General features: G+C 36.5%; 15 protein-coding genes. 10 read left to right on the top strand and 5 right to left on the bottom strand.

The annotated features are described in order from the left end of the window. Positions 1-250: 250 nt before the first annotated feature. Entirely contained in the window at positions 251-904 is a 654-nt protein-coding gene (tfoX, locus tag KP712_RS07365) for a DNA transformation protein TfoX (protein ID WP_111407845.1), read from the bottom strand. A gap of 376 nt (positions 905-1,280) precedes the next feature. On the opposite strand from tfoX, the gene recA reads away from it, so the two are divergent. Further along, complete coding sequence (recA, locus tag KP712_RS07370) at positions 1,281-2,345, top strand: recombinase RecA (protein ID WP_048953163.1); 1,065 nt, start codon at positions 1,281-1,283, stop codon at positions 2,343-2,345. Positions 2,346-2,424: 79 nt separating this feature from the next. Then, positions 2,425-2,883, top strand: coding sequence for a recombination regulator RecX (gene recX, locus KP712_RS07375; RefSeq protein WP_048953162.1), 459 nt, complete (start codon positions 2,425-2,427; stop codon positions 2,881-2,883). Here recX and crcB read toward each other — a convergent pair. The 4 genes from crcB to hcp form a co-directional block, all read right to left on the bottom strand. Next, positions 2,880-3,266 carry a fluoride efflux transporter CrcB gene (crcB, locus tag KP712_RS07380; RefSeq protein ID WP_048953161.1) on the bottom strand — a complete coding sequence of 129 codons (387 nt, stop codon included), beginning with the start codon at positions 3,264-3,266 and terminating at the stop codon, positions 2,880-2,882. The genes recX and crcB overlap by 4 nt on opposite strands. Continuing rightward, positions 3,266-4,084 carry a Cof-type HAD-IIB family hydrolase gene (locus KP712_RS07385; RefSeq protein ID WP_048953160.1) on the bottom strand — a complete coding sequence of 273 codons (819 nt, stop codon included), beginning with the start codon at positions 4,082-4,084 and terminating at the stop codon, positions 3,266-3,268. Before KP712_RS07385 ends, crcB begins: the two co-directional genes overlap by 1 nt. 111 nt (positions 4,085-4,195) lie before the next feature. After that, positions 4,196-5,218, bottom strand: coding sequence for an NADH oxidoreductase (gene hcr, locus KP712_RS07390; RefSeq protein WP_215770780.1), 1,023 nt, complete (start codon positions 5,216-5,218; stop codon positions 4,196-4,198). A 102-nt stretch (positions 5,219-5,320) separates the two neighbouring features. Next, positions 5,321-6,973 (bottom strand): hydroxylamine reductase, encoded by a 1,653-nt coding sequence (gene hcp / locus KP712_RS07395; RefSeq protein WP_215770781.1) that lies wholly within the window; start codon positions 6,971-6,973, stop codon positions 5,321-5,323. A 363-nt stretch (positions 6,974-7,336) separates the two neighbouring features. Here hcp and KP712_RS07400 point away from each other — a divergent pair, with 363 nt between their 5' ends. From KP712_RS07400 to cpdB, 8 genes are all read left to right on the top strand, one after another. Then, positions 7,337-8,341, top strand: coding sequence for an ornithine carbamoyltransferase (locus tag KP712_RS07400; protein WP_215770782.1), 1,005 nt, complete (start codon positions 7,337-7,339; stop codon positions 8,339-8,341). Positions 8,342-8,350: 9 nt separating this feature from the next. Next, positions 8,351-9,283, top strand: a complete 933-nt coding sequence (gene arcC, locus KP712_RS07405; RefSeq protein ID WP_114908408.1) for a carbamate kinase — start codon at positions 8,351-8,353, stop codon at positions 9,281-9,283. Between the two features lie 105 nt (positions 9,284-9,388). Further along, positions 9,389-10,918: a YfcC family protein gene (locus tag KP712_RS07410; RefSeq protein WP_005658950.1), complete on the top strand. Its 1,530-nt coding sequence runs from the start codon at positions 9,389-9,391 to the stop codon at positions 10,916-10,918. Between the two features lie 90 nt (positions 10,919-11,008). After that, on the top strand, positions 11,009-11,476 hold the full coding sequence (locus tag KP712_RS07415; RefSeq protein ID WP_139989312.1) for an Lrp/AsnC family transcriptional regulator: 468 nt from the start codon (positions 11,009-11,011) through the stop codon (positions 11,474-11,476). A gap of 81 nt (positions 11,477-11,557) precedes the next feature. Beyond that, positions 11,558-12,262 carry a dipeptidase PepE gene (gene pepE / locus KP712_RS07420; RefSeq protein WP_215770783.1) on the top strand — a complete coding sequence of 235 codons (705 nt, stop codon included), beginning with the start codon at positions 11,558-11,560 and terminating at the stop codon, positions 12,260-12,262. Positions 12,263-12,279: 17 nt separating this feature from the next. Next, entirely contained in the window at positions 12,280-13,575 is a 1,296-nt protein-coding gene (gene dcuC / locus KP712_RS07425; protein WP_005635328.1) for a C4-dicarboxylate transporter DcuC, read from the top strand. A gap of 69 nt (positions 13,576-13,644) precedes the next feature. After that, the gene (locus tag KP712_RS07430; protein ID WP_215770784.1) at positions 13,645-14,916 is read left to right on the top strand and encodes a M20 family metallo-hydrolase; all 1,272 of its coding nucleotides are present in this window, start codon (positions 13,645-13,647) and stop codon (positions 14,914-14,916) included. Positions 14,917-15,007: 91 nt separating this feature from the next. Further along, positions 15,008-16,981, top strand: coding sequence for a 2',3'-cyclic-nucleotide 2'-phosphodiesterase (gene cpdB / locus KP712_RS07435; RefSeq protein WP_215770785.1), 1,974 nt, complete (start codon positions 15,008-15,010; stop codon positions 16,979-16,981). The last annotated feature ends 81 nt before the right edge of the window (positions 16,982-17,062 follow it).

Raw genomic sequence — 17,062 nt, forward strand, 5'->3', positions numbered from 1 at the left:
CTACTTAAAAAAGTAATTATGAATTTTCAGTTAAGCACCTATTAAGACTTCAAAATTAAAATATTTTAAAACAAGTCAATCAACAAGTGCCCACACAGATTGTCTGATATATTGTTAAAGAGCAAAAAACAACGACGCACTTGGAAACTTAAAGACTTCACAACAGTGCGTCGTTGTGTGCGGTGCATTATAGGCGTTTTAAAACCCTTTGCAACCCCTTTTTAAGAAATTTTATTTGAACGCGCAAATTTTACTCATCATCTAATTTTTTATAACCTTTTAAACCGTTAGCCCTCAAAACTTCATTCAATTTTTTTAATAAAGCTTCTTTTTCTGCTTTAGTGAACATTTGGCTATTTTTATTAAGTAATGCTCCAACTAATTTCCAGTAGAAATCTAAAGTAGCACCACTTCCTGCTTTTTTTAATCGAACCATAGCATTCTCTGCGCCAATTTCCCTCAGCATTTTAACATCTAAAATACCAGCTTTAATTAGCGCTCTCTCATGCCTAATAGTCAAGTTAGCCAAATCTTTCAAACGGTTTAGTTTATTTAATGTACGCTTCAACTTCTGCTTTTGAATTTGTTTAATAGATAGAATTACTAGTTTTCTACATAATGCATTATCACCTATAACCTGATTAGATAAAGCATAATACTGAGAAAGAACAAAGCGTTTATTTACTTCATTTGTTGTAAAAGGCTCACAACCAAGCCTAATAAGATAAGATGCTAACTCTCCCTCCCCTCTCAAGTAGAGTTTCTTATTTTGCCAAATTGCAAACATCGTTTCTCCTTTATGAAATAACCCATATCCTGTAAAAAGGTTCCTGGAGGTAACATTTCCTACCAACTGATCTAACAGAGAGCAAACTACATCAATATGTTCGTCTTTTATATTCATATATATCTCCAAAATGAATAATTTGTTGAAAAAATCGGTAGAAGTACTTCTGCTTTTTTTATATCACGAACTTTTTTCATTACCTAAAAATAAATTTCAATTTTGTGAACCTGATCGCAAAATAAAATTTATTTTTAAAGAAACACTTAAATTACTATGAATAATCAATATAGTAAAAATCCTTCTTACAACATAAAATAGAGATAAAAGAAGCAAATTTATTTCTAACTATTTTTATTTATTTTATCTATAAATATTCAAAACTAATTCTGAACTGTTGTTCACATTTCTCATAAAATATAGAAATTTCTCTTGACCTGTACATCAATACAGATATAATCACAAAAAACTTGAACATTCAAACAGGAATTCACTTATGGCGACTCAAGAAGAAAAACAAAAAGCACTAGCTGCAGCATTAGGACAAATCGAAAAACAATTTGGTAAAGGCTCAATTATGAAGTTAGGCGATACCAAAACGTTAGATGTAGAATCTATTTCTACTGGATCACTTGGCTTAGATGTTGCACTGGGAATTGGTGGTCTACCTATGGGACGAATTGTAGAAATTTTCGGACCTGAATCATCTGGTAAAACAACATTAACTCTTTCCGTCATTGCTCAAGCGCAAAAAGCGGGAAAAACCTGTGCATTTATTGATGCAGAACACGCCCTTGATCCTATTTATGCAGCAAAACTTGGGGTGGATGTAAAAGAACTTTTTGTTTCTCAACCAGATAATGGTGAACAAGCACTTGAAATCTGCGATGCATTAGTTCGCTCTGGCGCAATTGATGTAATCATTGTTGACTCCGTTGCCGCACTGACACCCAAAGCTGAAATTGAAGGGGATATGGGTGATTCCCATATGGGGCTACAAGCTCGTTTAATGTCACAAGCTTTACGTAAACTTACTGGCCAAATTAAAAATGCAAACTGTTTAGTTGTATTTATTAACCAAATCCGAATGAAAATAGGTGTGATGTTTGGTAACCCTGAAACTACCACAGGCGGCAATGCATTAAAATTCTATTCTTCTGTTCGCTTAGATATTCGTCGCACAGGTTCTGTAAAAGATGGCGAAAATATCATTGGAAATGAAACCCGCGTAAAAGTAGTGAAAAACAAACTAGCAGCACCATTCCGTCAAGTAGATTTCCAAATTCTTTATGGTGAAGGTATTTCAAAAGCAGGGGAATTATTAGAACTTGGTGTAAAACACAAGCTTGTAGAGAAATCAGGTGCGTGGTATGCCTATAATGGAGAAAAAATTGGCCAAGGTAAAACTAACTCAATGAAATGGCTCAATGAAAATCCAGAAAAAGCAGATGAGTTAGAAGCTCGTTTACGCGCAGAATTAGTGGCTAATCCAGAACAAGCTTTAATGGCTGATATTGAACAATCTGAAAATAGTTCCGGATCAGAAAGTGATTTTGAATAAATCAAATCATTAACGCCAAAAGTGCGGTCATTTTTAACCGCACTTTATATCAACTCAATAAAAATAAAGGAATCATTCCTTGTCATCCCTTGCTTTTAATTACATAGTTAATCTTCTTTCTCGCAGAGAATATAGTGAATTCGAGCTCCGCAATAAAATGCAGGAAAAGAACTTTTCGGAAGAAGAAATTGATGATGCATTATCTTTATGCCAGGCAAAAAATTGGCAAAGTGATCGTCGTTTTTCAGAAAATTATCTAAATTCACGCGCACAAAAAGGTTATGGTGTAGGAAGAATTCGACAAGAATTACTCCAATTAAAAGGTGTGTCTTCTGATATTATTGATGAAGTTTTAATGGAATCAGAAATTAATTGGTATGAAATGGCTGAGAACTTGTTACGTAAAAAATTCCCAAATTACAACGAACAGCAAACGCCTAAAATGAAACAAAAAATTTGGCAATATATGCTATCACATGGATTTCGTAGCGATGAATTTGCTGATTTAATTGGGCAAAACCAAAGTGAATGGGATTAAGATAAAAGTTGAGAACAAATTTTATATATCCAAATGCCCAATACAGTCATAGCTAAACATCCGAATAAATGCATCATCAATACACAAAATCCATTTAACCACTTGTCATTAAAAAATAATTCCACAATTTCGGAAGAAAAAGAAGAAAATGTGGTTAGCGATCCTAAAAAACCGGTAATTAAAAATAACCGCCATTCAGAACTAATTTGTGGAAATTGCCAAAAAAGCCCAAGTAATACACCAATAATTAAACAACCAAGCAAATTAGCTATTAAAGTTCCAAAAGCAAATGAGGAAAATAAAGGATTAAATAACAATCCTATAGCCCAACGCAATGACGCACCTAATATTGCACCACAACTTATAAATAATAATGCCTGCATTAATAATCTAATCCAAATTGGGTTCGCAAATAACGAGCGACTGATTCTTCTTTATTTGAACCAATAACTTCTAACTCTGGACAAGCTTTTTTTAAACGAACATCTGCATCTTGCATGATGCAGCCCTTACCAGACCAAGAAAGCATTTCTACATCATTCATTCCATCACCAAAAGTAATACAGTCTTTTAACTCATACTCACGTGATTCGAGTAAATGTTTTAATGCATCCCCTTTTGAAACATTCTTATTCATTACTTCCAAACAAGCTAATGCTGAATAAACAATTGTCGTTACGTCACCAAACTTATCTCGTAAATAACTTTCTACTTCAACTAAATCCTCAGGAGTTTTACCAATAAAAAAGACTTTTTCTGTCCCACGTCCATGATGTTTGGAAAAATCGACAACGTTATAATCGAATCCAGATTCTTTATGGAACTGACGCATTGCAGGGATATCTTTGTTAGTAAACCAACCTTCATCTTGATAGCTATTCATGCATACTTTGGAAGTATCAAATGGCGTTTTGTAAAGCTCGAGAACTAAGTCTTCAGGCAAACTATTGCTATAAAGCAAATTACCCTGTAAATCCCGTACACGAGCACCATTTGATGTAATCATAACCGCACGTTCCGCACCAATTTTTCCAAGAATAGATGACACATCGGTATGGTTACGCCCCGTTGCCAAAATGATATCCACTCCGTTTTGCTCTAATGCTCTCAGCGTATCAATGGTAAGATCACCGACTAAATGTTCAGGAGTTAAAAGGGTGCCATCTAAATCAGACACCATTGCTCGAAAAGGTAAATTCATAAAAAACTCAAAAAATAATTTGCGGTTATCATATCACTAAATATACAAATTGCCCTTGTCTAAGATCAATGTATAAAAACCGTAATAAAAATAACCGCACTTTATTAAGGATTAAGGCATTAAATCAACTGATATATTTCCTTTCATTTGACAGCAACACGCTAAAACATAACCTTGTTTAATTTCATCTTCTGTCAGTGGTCCGTTTGAACTCACTTCATAATCACCACTCACCACTAAAGTTTTACAAGAACCACAAATACCTTCTCTACAAGCGGCAATAATCGGTGCTTTATGCTCTTCCAAAGCAGCTAACAATGTTTTTCCAACAGGTACAGAAAAAGTTTGAGGTAGTGGATTAGTAATAGAAAGCGTCACTTGTTTACTATTATCTAACATACAATTTTCTGCTGAAGAATGAAATTGCTCTAAAAAGAAACGCTCGGATGGGATACCAAGGGATTCTGTCATCGCACGTAAATCATTCATATAACTCTCTGGGCCACAAGTCAGCACTGTATAATCAGCTATATTGGGTACAAGGTCAGATAACATTTGACTATTTAAACGTCCAGATATAAAGCCATCATCCGCATCAACAGAAGCATTAATAAATAATTTTAACTGTGGAAATTGTTCTTTCAGTAATGCCCATTCTCGTTTAAAGATAACATCTTTAGGCGAATGGACACTATAGAATACAACCACATCTACACCTGGTTTATTTTTTAATAACCAGCGCGTCATAGACATGATTGGCGTAACGCCACATCCACCAGCCACAAGTAAATATCGATCACTTACAATGCGGGTACAGGTAAATTTACCCATTGGATCGGATAGCCAAATTTGATCACCTTCTTTAATTTCGGATGTAATCCAATTAGAACCTACTCCGTTTTTAATACGACGAACAGTTAAAGTAACAAAACGGCTCATTCCTGGCGTAGACGATAGCGTATAAGCTCGTACAATATTTGGTGTATTACGAATACTTACTAAAGCATACTGGCCAGGCTCATAAGGGTAAAAATCTTGTGCGATTAATTCAATTGTATAGACATCATCAGTTTCCTGATGAATAGCATGTACCTGCATTTCGTTATAACACAACGGATTCTGATTATTTGACATAGAATTTTCTCTTTGAAGATAGAAAAAAGTGCGGTGGATTTTTAAAATGTTTATAAAACTAAACTACAAATTAAAAAATCGACCGCACTTTTCTATGAAATGTTATTTAGCTAAAGCTTCTGCCATATCTTGTTCTGGAGTAGTCAAGCCGCGCAAACCGAATTTTTCATTTAATAATGCCATCACATTATCATTTAAAAATGCTGGAGCAGTCGGCCCTGTATAGATATTTTTAACACCTAATGCCAATAAGGTAAGCAAAATAACAATAGCTTTTTGCTCAAACCAAGAAAGTACCAGCGTTAATGGCAATTCGTTAACGCCAATACCCAGTTTTTGTGAAAGATTTACAGCAAGCATTATCGCAGAATACGCATCATTACATTGCCCAACATCTAACAAGCGAGGTAACCCATCAATAGAGCCAAAATCCAATTTATTAAAACGATATTTACCACAACCTAAAGTTAAAATCGCACAATCTTCCGGCACTTGACGAGCAAAATCAGTGTAGTAGCTACGTTCACCTTTGCTGCCATCACAACCGCCCACTAAGAAAACATGACGTAATTTTCCACCAGCAACAAGATTAATCACCGCATCTGAAGCATCTAATAAAGTTTGACGACCAAACCCAACGGTAATTTTGTGTTCTAATTCATCATAAGGGAATCCTGCCATTTCTTGTGCTTTTGCGATAACTTGACTGAAATCACGATCTTCAATGTGCGTTACACCAGGCCAGCCTACAATACTACGGGTATAAATACGATCTGAGTAATTACCAACATTAGGATCAATAATACAGTTAGAGGTCATAATTACAGGACCAGGGAATTTCGCAAATTCTTTCTGCTGATTTTGCCAACCGCTTCCATAGTTACCAACCAAATGGTTGTATTTTTTCAATTCTGGGTAACCATGCGCAGGCAACATTTCACCATGAGTGTAAATATTTATTCCTGTTCCTTCCGTTTGTTCTAAAAGTGCTTTTAAATCTTTTAAATCATGACCAGAAATTAAAATACATTTTCCTGCTACAGGCTTCACATTTACCGTTGCTGGAATAGGATGGCCAAATGCTTCTGTTTCACCCGCATCTAATAAACTCATTACTTGAAAATTCATATTACCGATGCCAAGAGCCTTTTCTAACAATTCATTTAGATCACTTGGATTCGTTCCTAGCCACGCCATAAACTCATGGAATTGACGATATACTTCATTATCAAATTTACCTAAAACATGGGCATGTTCCATATAAGCAGCCGCACCTTTTAAACCGTATAAACAAAGCATACGTACGCCATGTACTTCTTCTCCAATCAAAGTGCGATCAGAATTTAGGGCAAAATTCGCAGCTTGTTTTGTTAAATCAGAAATCGTTGCACCTTCAAGCTGTAAATGAGCTAATGGATGGTTTATATCAATACTTGGATTTAGTGTACGGCAACGTTTCATTAAATTATCGCGATAAGCTATGGCTTGTTGCGCATATTCAACAATACGTTGAGAATCAAAGTTTACATTAGTCAAGGTAGAGAAAAATGCCTGTGCTGTAAAAGCATCAATTTCATTATCGATAATAGCTAAATCTCTTGCTTGAATAGCCCAAGCAGATAAGCTTTGCAGAGTTGCAATAAGAAGATCTTGTAAATCAGAAGTTTCCGCAGTTTTACCGCACATTCCTTGAGAGTAACTACAACCATTACCCATTGGAGTACGCATAGTTTGTTCACATTGTACACAGTACATAATTAAGTCCTTTTGTTAGAATAGAAAGTTTCGTTATAAACCCGATAAAATCACTCAGATTTATGGAAAAATGATAAAACCTTTTTTCTACTAGATACAAAAGGAAATTTTAATTAATTAGAACTTGTTTGATCTAGATTAAGCTAATACCAATAATGAATTGATTTTCTAGTTTAGAAAAACATAAATTCTAATAACACTAAAAACCTCGCAATAAAATTCGATATCTTTACATTACTAGCTGAAATACGATAACAAATTTCATTTTATCTCTCTTACAATACAATTGTTCGAACAACAAGCAGTATCATCGAATGACGTATGTTTATTCCCAATGGATAGTCAAAACACAAGGAGATTATTATGGCTTTCAATATAAAAAATAGACATTTACTTAGTCTTGTTCATCACACAGAACGTGAAATTAAATATCTCTTAGATCTCTCTCGAGATTTGAAACGAGCCAAATATGCAGGCACAGAACAACAAAAATTAAAAGGCAAAAATATCGCGCTCATCTTTGAAAAAACCTCCACCCGCACACGCTGTGCATTCGAAGTCGCCGCTCATGATCAAGGCGCACAAGTCACCTACATCGACCCTAACTCCTCCCAAATTGGCCACAAAGAAAGTATGAAAGATACCGCCCGCGTATTAGGCAGAATGTATGATGGCATTGAATATCGTGGCTTTAAACAAAGTATCGTTCAAGAACTTGCTGATTATGCTGGTGTGCCAGTATTCAATGGTTTAACCGATGAATTCCACCCAACACAAATGCTTGCCGACGTACTTACCATGATTGAACATTGCGACAAACCATTAAGCGAAATTAGCTATGTATATATTGGAGATGCTCGCAATAACATGGGTAATTCACTTTTATTAATTGGTGCAAAATTAGGTATGGATGTTCGTATTTGTGGACCTAAAGCATTATTACCAGAAGCAAGTCTTGTGGAAATGTGCGAGAAATTTGCGAAAGAAAGTGGCGCTCGTATTACTGTAACTGAAGATATCGACAAAGCGGTGAAAGGTGTAGATTTTGTTCATACTGATGTGTGGGTTTCAATGGGTGAACCATTAGAAACTTGGGGCGAACGCATTAAATTATTACTTCCTTATCAAGTCACACCTGAATTAATGAAACGCACTGGTAATCCAAAAGTGAAATTTATGCACTGCTTACCAGCCTTCCATAACAGCGAAACCAAAGTTGGCCGTCAAATTGCTGAAAAATATCCTGAATTAGCTAATGGTATTGAAGTGACTGAAGACGTATTTGAATCTCCAATGAACATTGCATTTGAACAAGCAGAAAACCGTATGCACACAATTAAAGCAGTCATGGTAGCAAGTTTGGCATAAGGAGAGCGTATGAGAATAGTGATTGCATTAGGCGGTAATGCGTTATTACGACGCGGAGAGCCGCTGACAGCCGAAAATCAACGACAAAATGTTCGCATTGCTTGTGAGCAAATTGCTAAGGTTTGGCCAAATAATGAATTAGTAATTGCGCACGGTAATGGCCCACAAGTGGGTTTGCTCGCATTACAAGGTGCTGCCTATACTGATGTGCCAACCTATCCTTTAGATGTATTAGGTGCAGAATCAGTAGGAATGATTGGTTATATGATTCAACAAGAACTCGGTAATTTAGTTCCATTTGAAGTGCCATTTGCAACTTTATTATCTCAAGTAGAAGTTGATATCAACGACCCAGCTTTTAAAAATCCAACTAAACCAATTGGCCCTGTTTATACGAAAGAAGAAGCTGAACGTTTGGCAAAAGAAAAAAATTGGTCTATCGCACAAGATGGTGATAAATATCGTCGCGTTGTGCCAAGTCCATTACCAAAACGTATTTTTGAAATTCGTCCAGTCAAATGGTTACTTGAAAAAGGCAGTATCGTAATTTGCGCGGGTGGCGGTGGTATTCCGACCTATTATGATGAACACCATAATTTACAGGGTGTTGAAGCTGTTATCGACAAAGATTTATGTTCAGCTTTACTTGCAGAAAATCTTGACGCTGATTTATTTATCATCGCAACTGACGTTTCCGCAACTTTCGTAGATTGGGGTAAACCAACTCAAAAAGCAATTTCTGTCGCATCACCAGAAGCCATTTCAGAACTTGGTTTCGCTGCAGGTTCCATGGGGCCGAAAGTACAAGCCGCGATCAACTTTGCGAAACAAACAGGAAAAGATGCAGTAATAGGCTCTTTATCTGATATTGTGGACATTGTGAAAGGAAAAGCTGGTACTCGTATTACGAAAAAAGCTGAAGGTATATCCTATTATGCTTAAATAATAAAAGAACTTTGAGAAATCATTCTCAAAGTAAAAAGTGCGGTCGGTTTAACCGATGTTTTTACCAACCGCACTTTAAACGTTAAACATAAGGAGCTCGCTATGGATGCGTCCAAAAAGAAGAAAACGTTTAATTTCCCATCAGCGTTTACTATTTTATTTGCAATATTAATTCTCGCTGTTGGATTGACCTGGGTAATTCCATCCGGTTCATATTCAAAATTAACATATAACTCCACTGATAATGTTTTTGTCGTCAAAGCTTACGGCGTTGATGATAAAACTTATCCCGCCACAACAGACACTCTTGATAATCTCAATATCAAAATTAAACTCTCCAACTTCACCGAAGGCGTGATCAAAAAACCAATCGCTATTCCTGGTACCTATCAACGTGTAGAACAACACCACAAAGGCATTGAAGACATTACTAAAAGTATGGTGGAAGGCACCATTGAAGCTGTTGATGTCATGGTCTTTATCTTCGTATTGGGGGGTATGATTGGTGTTATTAACCGAACAGGTTCTTTTAATGCTGGTTTGATGGCTCTTGCGAAAAAAACCAAAGGTAATGAGTTTTTTATTGTATTCAGCGTATCCGTTTTAATGGTGTTAGGCGGCACAACATGCGGTATTGAAGAAGAGGCCGTGGCATTCTATCCAATTCTGGTGCCAGTATTCTTGGCTCTGGGATATGATGCGATAGTCTGCGTAGGGGCAATATTCCTTGCTTCATCTATGGGAACTGCATTCTCTACAATTAACCCATTCTCCGTTGTTATTGCATCAAATGCGGCTGGTATTCAATTTACTGAAGGTATTGGTTTCCGTGCTCTAGGTTTAGTTTTAGGGGCAACTTGCGTAATAGCATATCTTTATTGGTACTGTAAAAAAATCAAAGCTGACCCAAGTTTTTCTTTCACTTATGACGATCGCGAAGAATTTCGCCAACGTTATATGAAGAACTTTGATCCAAATGCAACTATCGCATTCTCAGCTCGTCGCAAATTAATTTTAACGCTTTTCTGTATTGCATTCCCTATTATGATTTGGGGTGTAATGGTTGGCGGATGGTGGTTCCCTCAAATGGCCGCATCTTTCCTTGCCATTACCATCATCATTATGTTTATAAGTGGCTTGTCTGAAAAAGATATAGTGGAATCCTTCACTGAAGGTGCATCAGAATTAGTAGGCGTATCCTTAATCATCGGTCTTGCTCGTGGCGTAAACTTAGTGCTCGAACAAGGTATGATTTCTGACACTATCCTTGATTATATGTCTAATGTGGTTAGTGGTATGCCGGGTAGCGTATTCATCTTAGGCCAATTAGTCGTATTTATTTTCCTAGGTTTAATCGTACCGTCTTCTTCAGGCTTAGCCGTGCTTTCAATGCCAATTATGGCGCCACTTGCTGACTCAGTGGGTATTCCACGCGATATCGTGGTTTCCGCTTACAACTGGGGACAATATGCAATGCTATTCTTGGCTCCGACAGGATTAGTATTGGTGACACTCCAAATGTTGCATATTCCATTTGATAGATGGGTTAAATTCGTGATGCCAATGATTGGATGCTTATTATTAATCGGATCTATTTTACTGGTAGTACAAGTATCCTTATATAGCGTTTAATTAGTCAAAATTGCCGCCTAAATCACAGTTTTTCTAGGCGGTTTCTTTTATAATAAGTTATCTTTTTTGTTAGCATAAAAAGGATTTACTATGCTTAAAAAATGTTTCGATAATATCGATACTCGTATTCTTAAAGCATTACAACGAAATGGTCGATTACAAAATAATGAATTGGCCAACGAAATAGGTCTCTCCAATTCAGCTTGTTTACGTCGAGTAAATCAATTAGAAGAAAGTGGCGTAATAGATAACTATGTAGCCTTATTAAATCCTAAAAAAGTAAACTGTAATCTCATCGTTTATGCATTAGGCTCTTTCTTTGAAGAAGACCCAGAATTAAAAGAGCGGTTTATTTTTGAAGTAAAATTAATCCCTCAAATTACCGAATGCCATTTTATGGCTGGCAGCTTTGATTTCTTATTGAAACTCAATGTATCCGATCTTGATCAATTTAATTACATCAAAAACACCTATCTTAATTCTAGGCTTGGCATTAAAACCTTAAAATCAGAAGTAACACTAAAAACGGTTAAATCAACAACTGAGTTGCCTTTATAAAAATCCAGCTTTTATTCTGGATTTTGTTTTTAGCTTCGGCATAATAGCAATAACTTTTCATCCCTAAAAAGGATTATAAATATGAAAAACATGTTACTGCTCAGTAGCTCAAAATACAAGAACACAGGTTATCTTGAACACACTGTACCTTGGTTACAAAATTTCTTGGCTGATTATCATGGTAAAACAATTGCTTTTGTGCCTTATGCTGGGATACGCCGCACTTTTGATGAATATGAAAAAAATGTGCAAAATGCACTTTCTGATTTAGGGATGAATATTGTTTCCGTTCATCATGGTAAACAGCATCGAGATATCATTGAACAAGCAGATGTCATCTCTATTGGCGGCGGGAATACATTTTGTTTGTTAAAACAGCTTTATGAACACAATTTGATTGATATCATTCGTGAAAAAGTAAATAACGGTACGCCTTATTTTGGTTGGAGTGCTGGCGCCAATGTAGCGGGAGCATCTATTATGACAACTAATGATATGCCAATTACTTATCCTCCTTCATTTCAAGCATTACAGCTTTTTCCTCATCAAATTAATCCGCACTTTATTTCAGGAAAAATGCAAGGCCACAATGGTGAAAGCCGAGAAGAACGTTTGGCAGAATTTTTACTCATTAATCCAACTGCATTTGTATATGCATTACCTGAAGGTTCTGCGCTTCATATACAAAATGAAATGGCAACTGTTTTGGGTGAAAATCCTATTTTGTGCTTCAGTGAAAATATGGAATGTGGCACATTTGACATCAATACAACTTTTTCTTATTAACTTAAAAGGAACATATAATGGAATTATTTAAATCCATCGTTGCAGTGATTGGCATTATTGCCACAATTTATTTTTTGATAAAAAAAGCCGAAACCCGAACCGTTTTGATTGGTGTCGGCTTAATTATGTCCATTCTGACGCTTAATCCAATGGGCGCATTAGATGCTTTTGCCAAAAGCATGACATCTGGCGGATTAATTATGGCCATCTGTTCTAGTATGGGTTTTGCTTATGTAATGAAATACACTCAATGTGATACTCATCTAGTGCATTTACTTACTAAACCATTAAGCGGATTAAAATTCTTCTTAATTCCGATTGCAACAGTCATCACCTTTTTCATCAATATAGCTATTCCTTCTGCTGCTGGTTGTGCAGCTGCAGTTGGCGCAACATTAATTCCCGTTTTAAAAAGTGCGGGTGTTCGACCAGCTACTGCTGGTGCAGCTATTTTAGCTGGGACTTTTGGATCAATGATGAGCCCAGGTTCTTCTCACTCAGCAATGATTAGTGAAATGTCAGGCTTAACTATCGCTCAAGTAAACCTTTCACATGCGCCATATAACATGATTGCGGGAGCAATAGGTGCTGTTGTTTTAACAATTCTTGCGCTTGTTTTTAAAGATTATGGTGAACAACATCGCCAAGCTTATCTTGCAGAACAAAAAGAAAGTGAAATTAAAGTTGTTGAAGGCGTCAATGTACTTTATGCCCTTGCACCATTAATACCATTAGTTATTTTAGTAATTGGTGGAACGTCATTACAACAAGTACCGGGTCTTGAATGGACTAAAATGGGTGTGCCTCAAGCGATGTTGATTGGTGCAATTTATGGCATTATCGTAACTCGCATTTCCCCAGTAAAAATTACTGAAGAATTTTTCAATGGTATGGGAAATTCTTATGCAAACGTACTTGGTATTATCATTGCAGCCAGTGTATTTGTGGCAGGATTAAAATCTACAGGTGCAGTGGATGCTGCAATTTCTTTCTTAAAAGAATCCAACGAATTTGTACGTTGGGGTGCAACAATTGGACCATTCTTAATGGGCTTAATTACAGGCTCTGGTGATGCAGCAGCGATTGCCTTTAACAGTGCTGTCACACCACATGCTGTAGAACTCGGCTACACTCACGTAAATCTTGGTATGGCAGCAGCCATTGCAGGTGCAATCGGTCGTACAGCTTCACCAATTGCAGGCGTAACCATTGTTTGTGCAGGCCTTGCGATGGTAAGCCCAGTAGAAATGGTAAAACGTACCGCACCAGGCATGATACTTGCTGTTTTATTCTTAGCATTATTTATGTTGTAAAAATAGTAAAAAATTGACCGCACTTTATTTAAGTGCGGTCTGTTTTTATAGACTTTTAGAGGAAAAAAAATGAACTTAGATTTAAATCAACTTGTTAAATGGCGTCGTGAATTTCATCGTTTTCCAGAAATTGGTTGGAGTGAATTTTGGACAACTTCTCGTATTGCGGATTACTTGGAAGATTTAGGTTGTTTTGAAATTTTTCTTGGCAAACAAATTATAAATCCAGACTTTGTTCGTGGACGAAAACAAGCCGTAGTAGATAAAGGTTTATCTAATGCAAAAGCCTATGGAGCCAATGAAAAATGGCTCAAAAAAATGGAAGGATATACTGGTTGTGTGGCATTATTTGATTCAGGTAAACCAGGAAAAACCATCGCATTACGTTTTGATATCGACTGTGTGAATGTAACGGAAACTCGCTCACCCGAGCATATTCCAAATAAAGAAGGTTTTGCCTCAATTAACGATGGTTTTATGCATGCTTGTGGACATGATTCACACATTACAATAGGTTTAGGTGTTGCATTATGGATCGCTCAGAACAAAGATAAACTCACTGGAAAAGTAAAAATTGTATTCCAACCAGCAGAAGAAGGTGTTCGAGGTGCAGCAGCCATTGCACAAAGTGGCATAATTGATGATGCAGATTATTTTGCTTCTTCACACATTAGTTTTTGCGCGAATACAGGCACAGTTATTGCTAATCCAAGAAATTTTCTTTCCACTACAAAAATTGATATTCGCTACAAAGGTAAACCTGCACACGCAGGTGCTGCGCCCCATTTAGGTCGTAATGCTTTATTAGCTGCAGCGCATACAGTCACTCAACTTCATGGTATTGCACGCCATGGTGAAGGCATGACAAGAATTAATGTGGGTGTGCTAAAAGCGGGTGAAGGACGAAATGTCATTCCATCTTCTGCTGAATTACAATTAGAAGTGCGGGGAGAAAATAAGGCAATTAATGAATACATGACTGAACAAGTCATGCAAATAGCCAAAGGTATCTCCATAAGTTTTGATGTCGCATATGAAACTGAAATTGTAGGTGAAGCAGTGGATATGAATAATGATATTGAACTTATAAAACTTATCGAAGAAATATCTCTTGAACAACCACAAATAAATAACGTAAATTCAGATTATGCTTTCAATGCAAGTGAAGATGCGACTATTTTAGGTAGACGTGTACAAGAACACGGGGGCAAATCTATTTACTTCATTCTTGGTGCAGATCGCACAGCAGGTCATCATGAAGTAGAATTTGATTTCGATGAAAATCAATTGCTTACTGGGGTTAATATTTATACTTCTTTAGTACAAAGATTATTAGCTTAATTAAATAAAATATTTTTACTCCTTTCTTTTAAGAATCCTCTATTTTTCTTAGAATAAAGGCAATATCTACACACCTTATAAGGAAAACTCAATGATTAATAGACGTCATTTTATTCAAATCGGTGCAAGCAGTATTCTTGCATTAAGTGCAAGCCGTTTTGCGACAGCAAAAGGTAAACATGATGTAGATTTACGTATTGTTGCTACTACTGACGTTCACAGCTTTTTAACAGACTTTGATTATTACAAAGACGCACCAACCGAAAAATTCGGTTTTACTCGTGCGGCAAGCCTTATTCGTCAAGCACGTGCTGAAGTAAAAAATAGTGTATTAGTAGATAACGGTGATCTAATTCAAGGTAATCCAATTGCAGACTATCAAGCTGCACAAGGCTATAAAGAGGGTAAATCTAACCCTGCGGTCGATTGTTTAAATGCGATGAATTATGAAGTGGGTACATTAGGTAACCACGAATTTAACTATGGTCTCAATTATCTTGCAGATGCCATCAAACAAGCTAAATTCCCAATTATAAATGCCAACGTAGTAAAAGTCGGAACTGAAGAACCTTATTTCACACCTTATGTCATTCAAGAAAAATCAGTTGTTGATAATCAAGGTAAAACACATAAATTAAAAATTGGTTACATCGGTTTTGTACCACCGCAAATTATGGTTTGGGATAAAGCGAGCCTTCAAGGCAAAGTCGAAACCCGTGATATTGTAAAAACAGCACAAAAATATGTACCTGAAATGAAGAAAAAAGGGGCTGATATTGTCGTTGCATTAGCTCACACAGGCCCATCTGATGAACCTTATCAAGAAGGTGCTGAAAACTCAGCATTCTATCTAGCGGATGTTCCACATATTGATGCGGTTATTTTTGGTCACTCACACCGTTTATTCCCAAATAAAGAATTTGAGAAATCACCAAATGCAGACATCGTAAATGGTACAGTAAAAGGTGTACCGGAAAGTATGGCTGGTTACTGGGCAAATAATATCAGTGTGGTGGATTTAGGATTAACAGAACACAAAGGCAAATGGATTGTTACCTCTGGAAAAGCGGTTCTTCGTCCAATCTATGATGCAGAAAATAAAAAAGCACTTGCAGAAAATGACCCAGAAATTACCGCACTTTTAAAACCAGTTCACGAAGCGACACGTAAATTTGTTTCTCAACCTATTGGTAAAGCAACAGATAATATGTACAGCTATCTTGCATTAGTACAAGATGATCCAACCATTCAAATTGTGAACCAAGCACAAAAAGCCTATGTAGAAAAAGTTGCACCAAGTGTTGCAGCAATGGCTGGCTTACCTATTTTAAGTGCGGGAGCACCATTTAAAGCGGGTGGTCGTAAAAATGACCCAACAGGTTATACCGAAGTAAATAAAGGTGAATTAACTTTCCGTAATGCGGCAGACTTATATCTCTATCCAAATACATTAGTGGTTGTTAAAGCGACAGGCGAACAATTAAAAGAATGGTTAGAATGTAGTGCTGGTATGTTTAAACAAATTGACCCTACAAGTGATAAACCACAATCATTAATCGACTGGGAAGGTTTCCGCACTTATAACTTTGATGTGATTGATGGTGTTAATTATGAATACGATCTAACCAAACCTGCTCGTTACGATGGTGAATGTAAATTAATTAACCCAAAATCGCATCGTGTAGTGAACCTCACTTATCAAGGCAAACCAGTTGATCCAAAAGCAGAATTTTTGATTGCAACGAATAACTATCGTGCTTACGGTAATAAATTCCCAGGCACTGGCGATCAACATATTGTTTACGCATCACCAGATGAAAACCGTCAAATTTTAGCTGATTACATTAAAGTAACCAGTGAAAAAGAAGGTTCTGTAAACCCTAGCGCAGATAAAAACTGGCGCTTTATGCCAATTAAAGGCAACGATAAATTAGATGTTCGTTTTGAAACCTCACCAAGTGAACAAGCAGCTCAATTCATCAAAGAAAAAGCACAGTATCCAATGAAACAAGTGGGTACAGATGAAGTTGGATTTGCTGTATATCAAATTGATTTATCTAAATAATAATTAGAAAAATAAAATGCCGCCTGAATATCAAAATTTAGGCGGCATTTTTTCTTCTAAAGTGCGGTCAAGTTTTTAAGG

It is taken from the genome of Haemophilus sp. SZY H68 (assembly GCF_018829685.1).
GTDB classification, from domain to species: Bacteria; Pseudomonadota; Gammaproteobacteria; order Enterobacterales; family Pasteurellaceae; genus Haemophilus; species Haemophilus haemolyticus_K.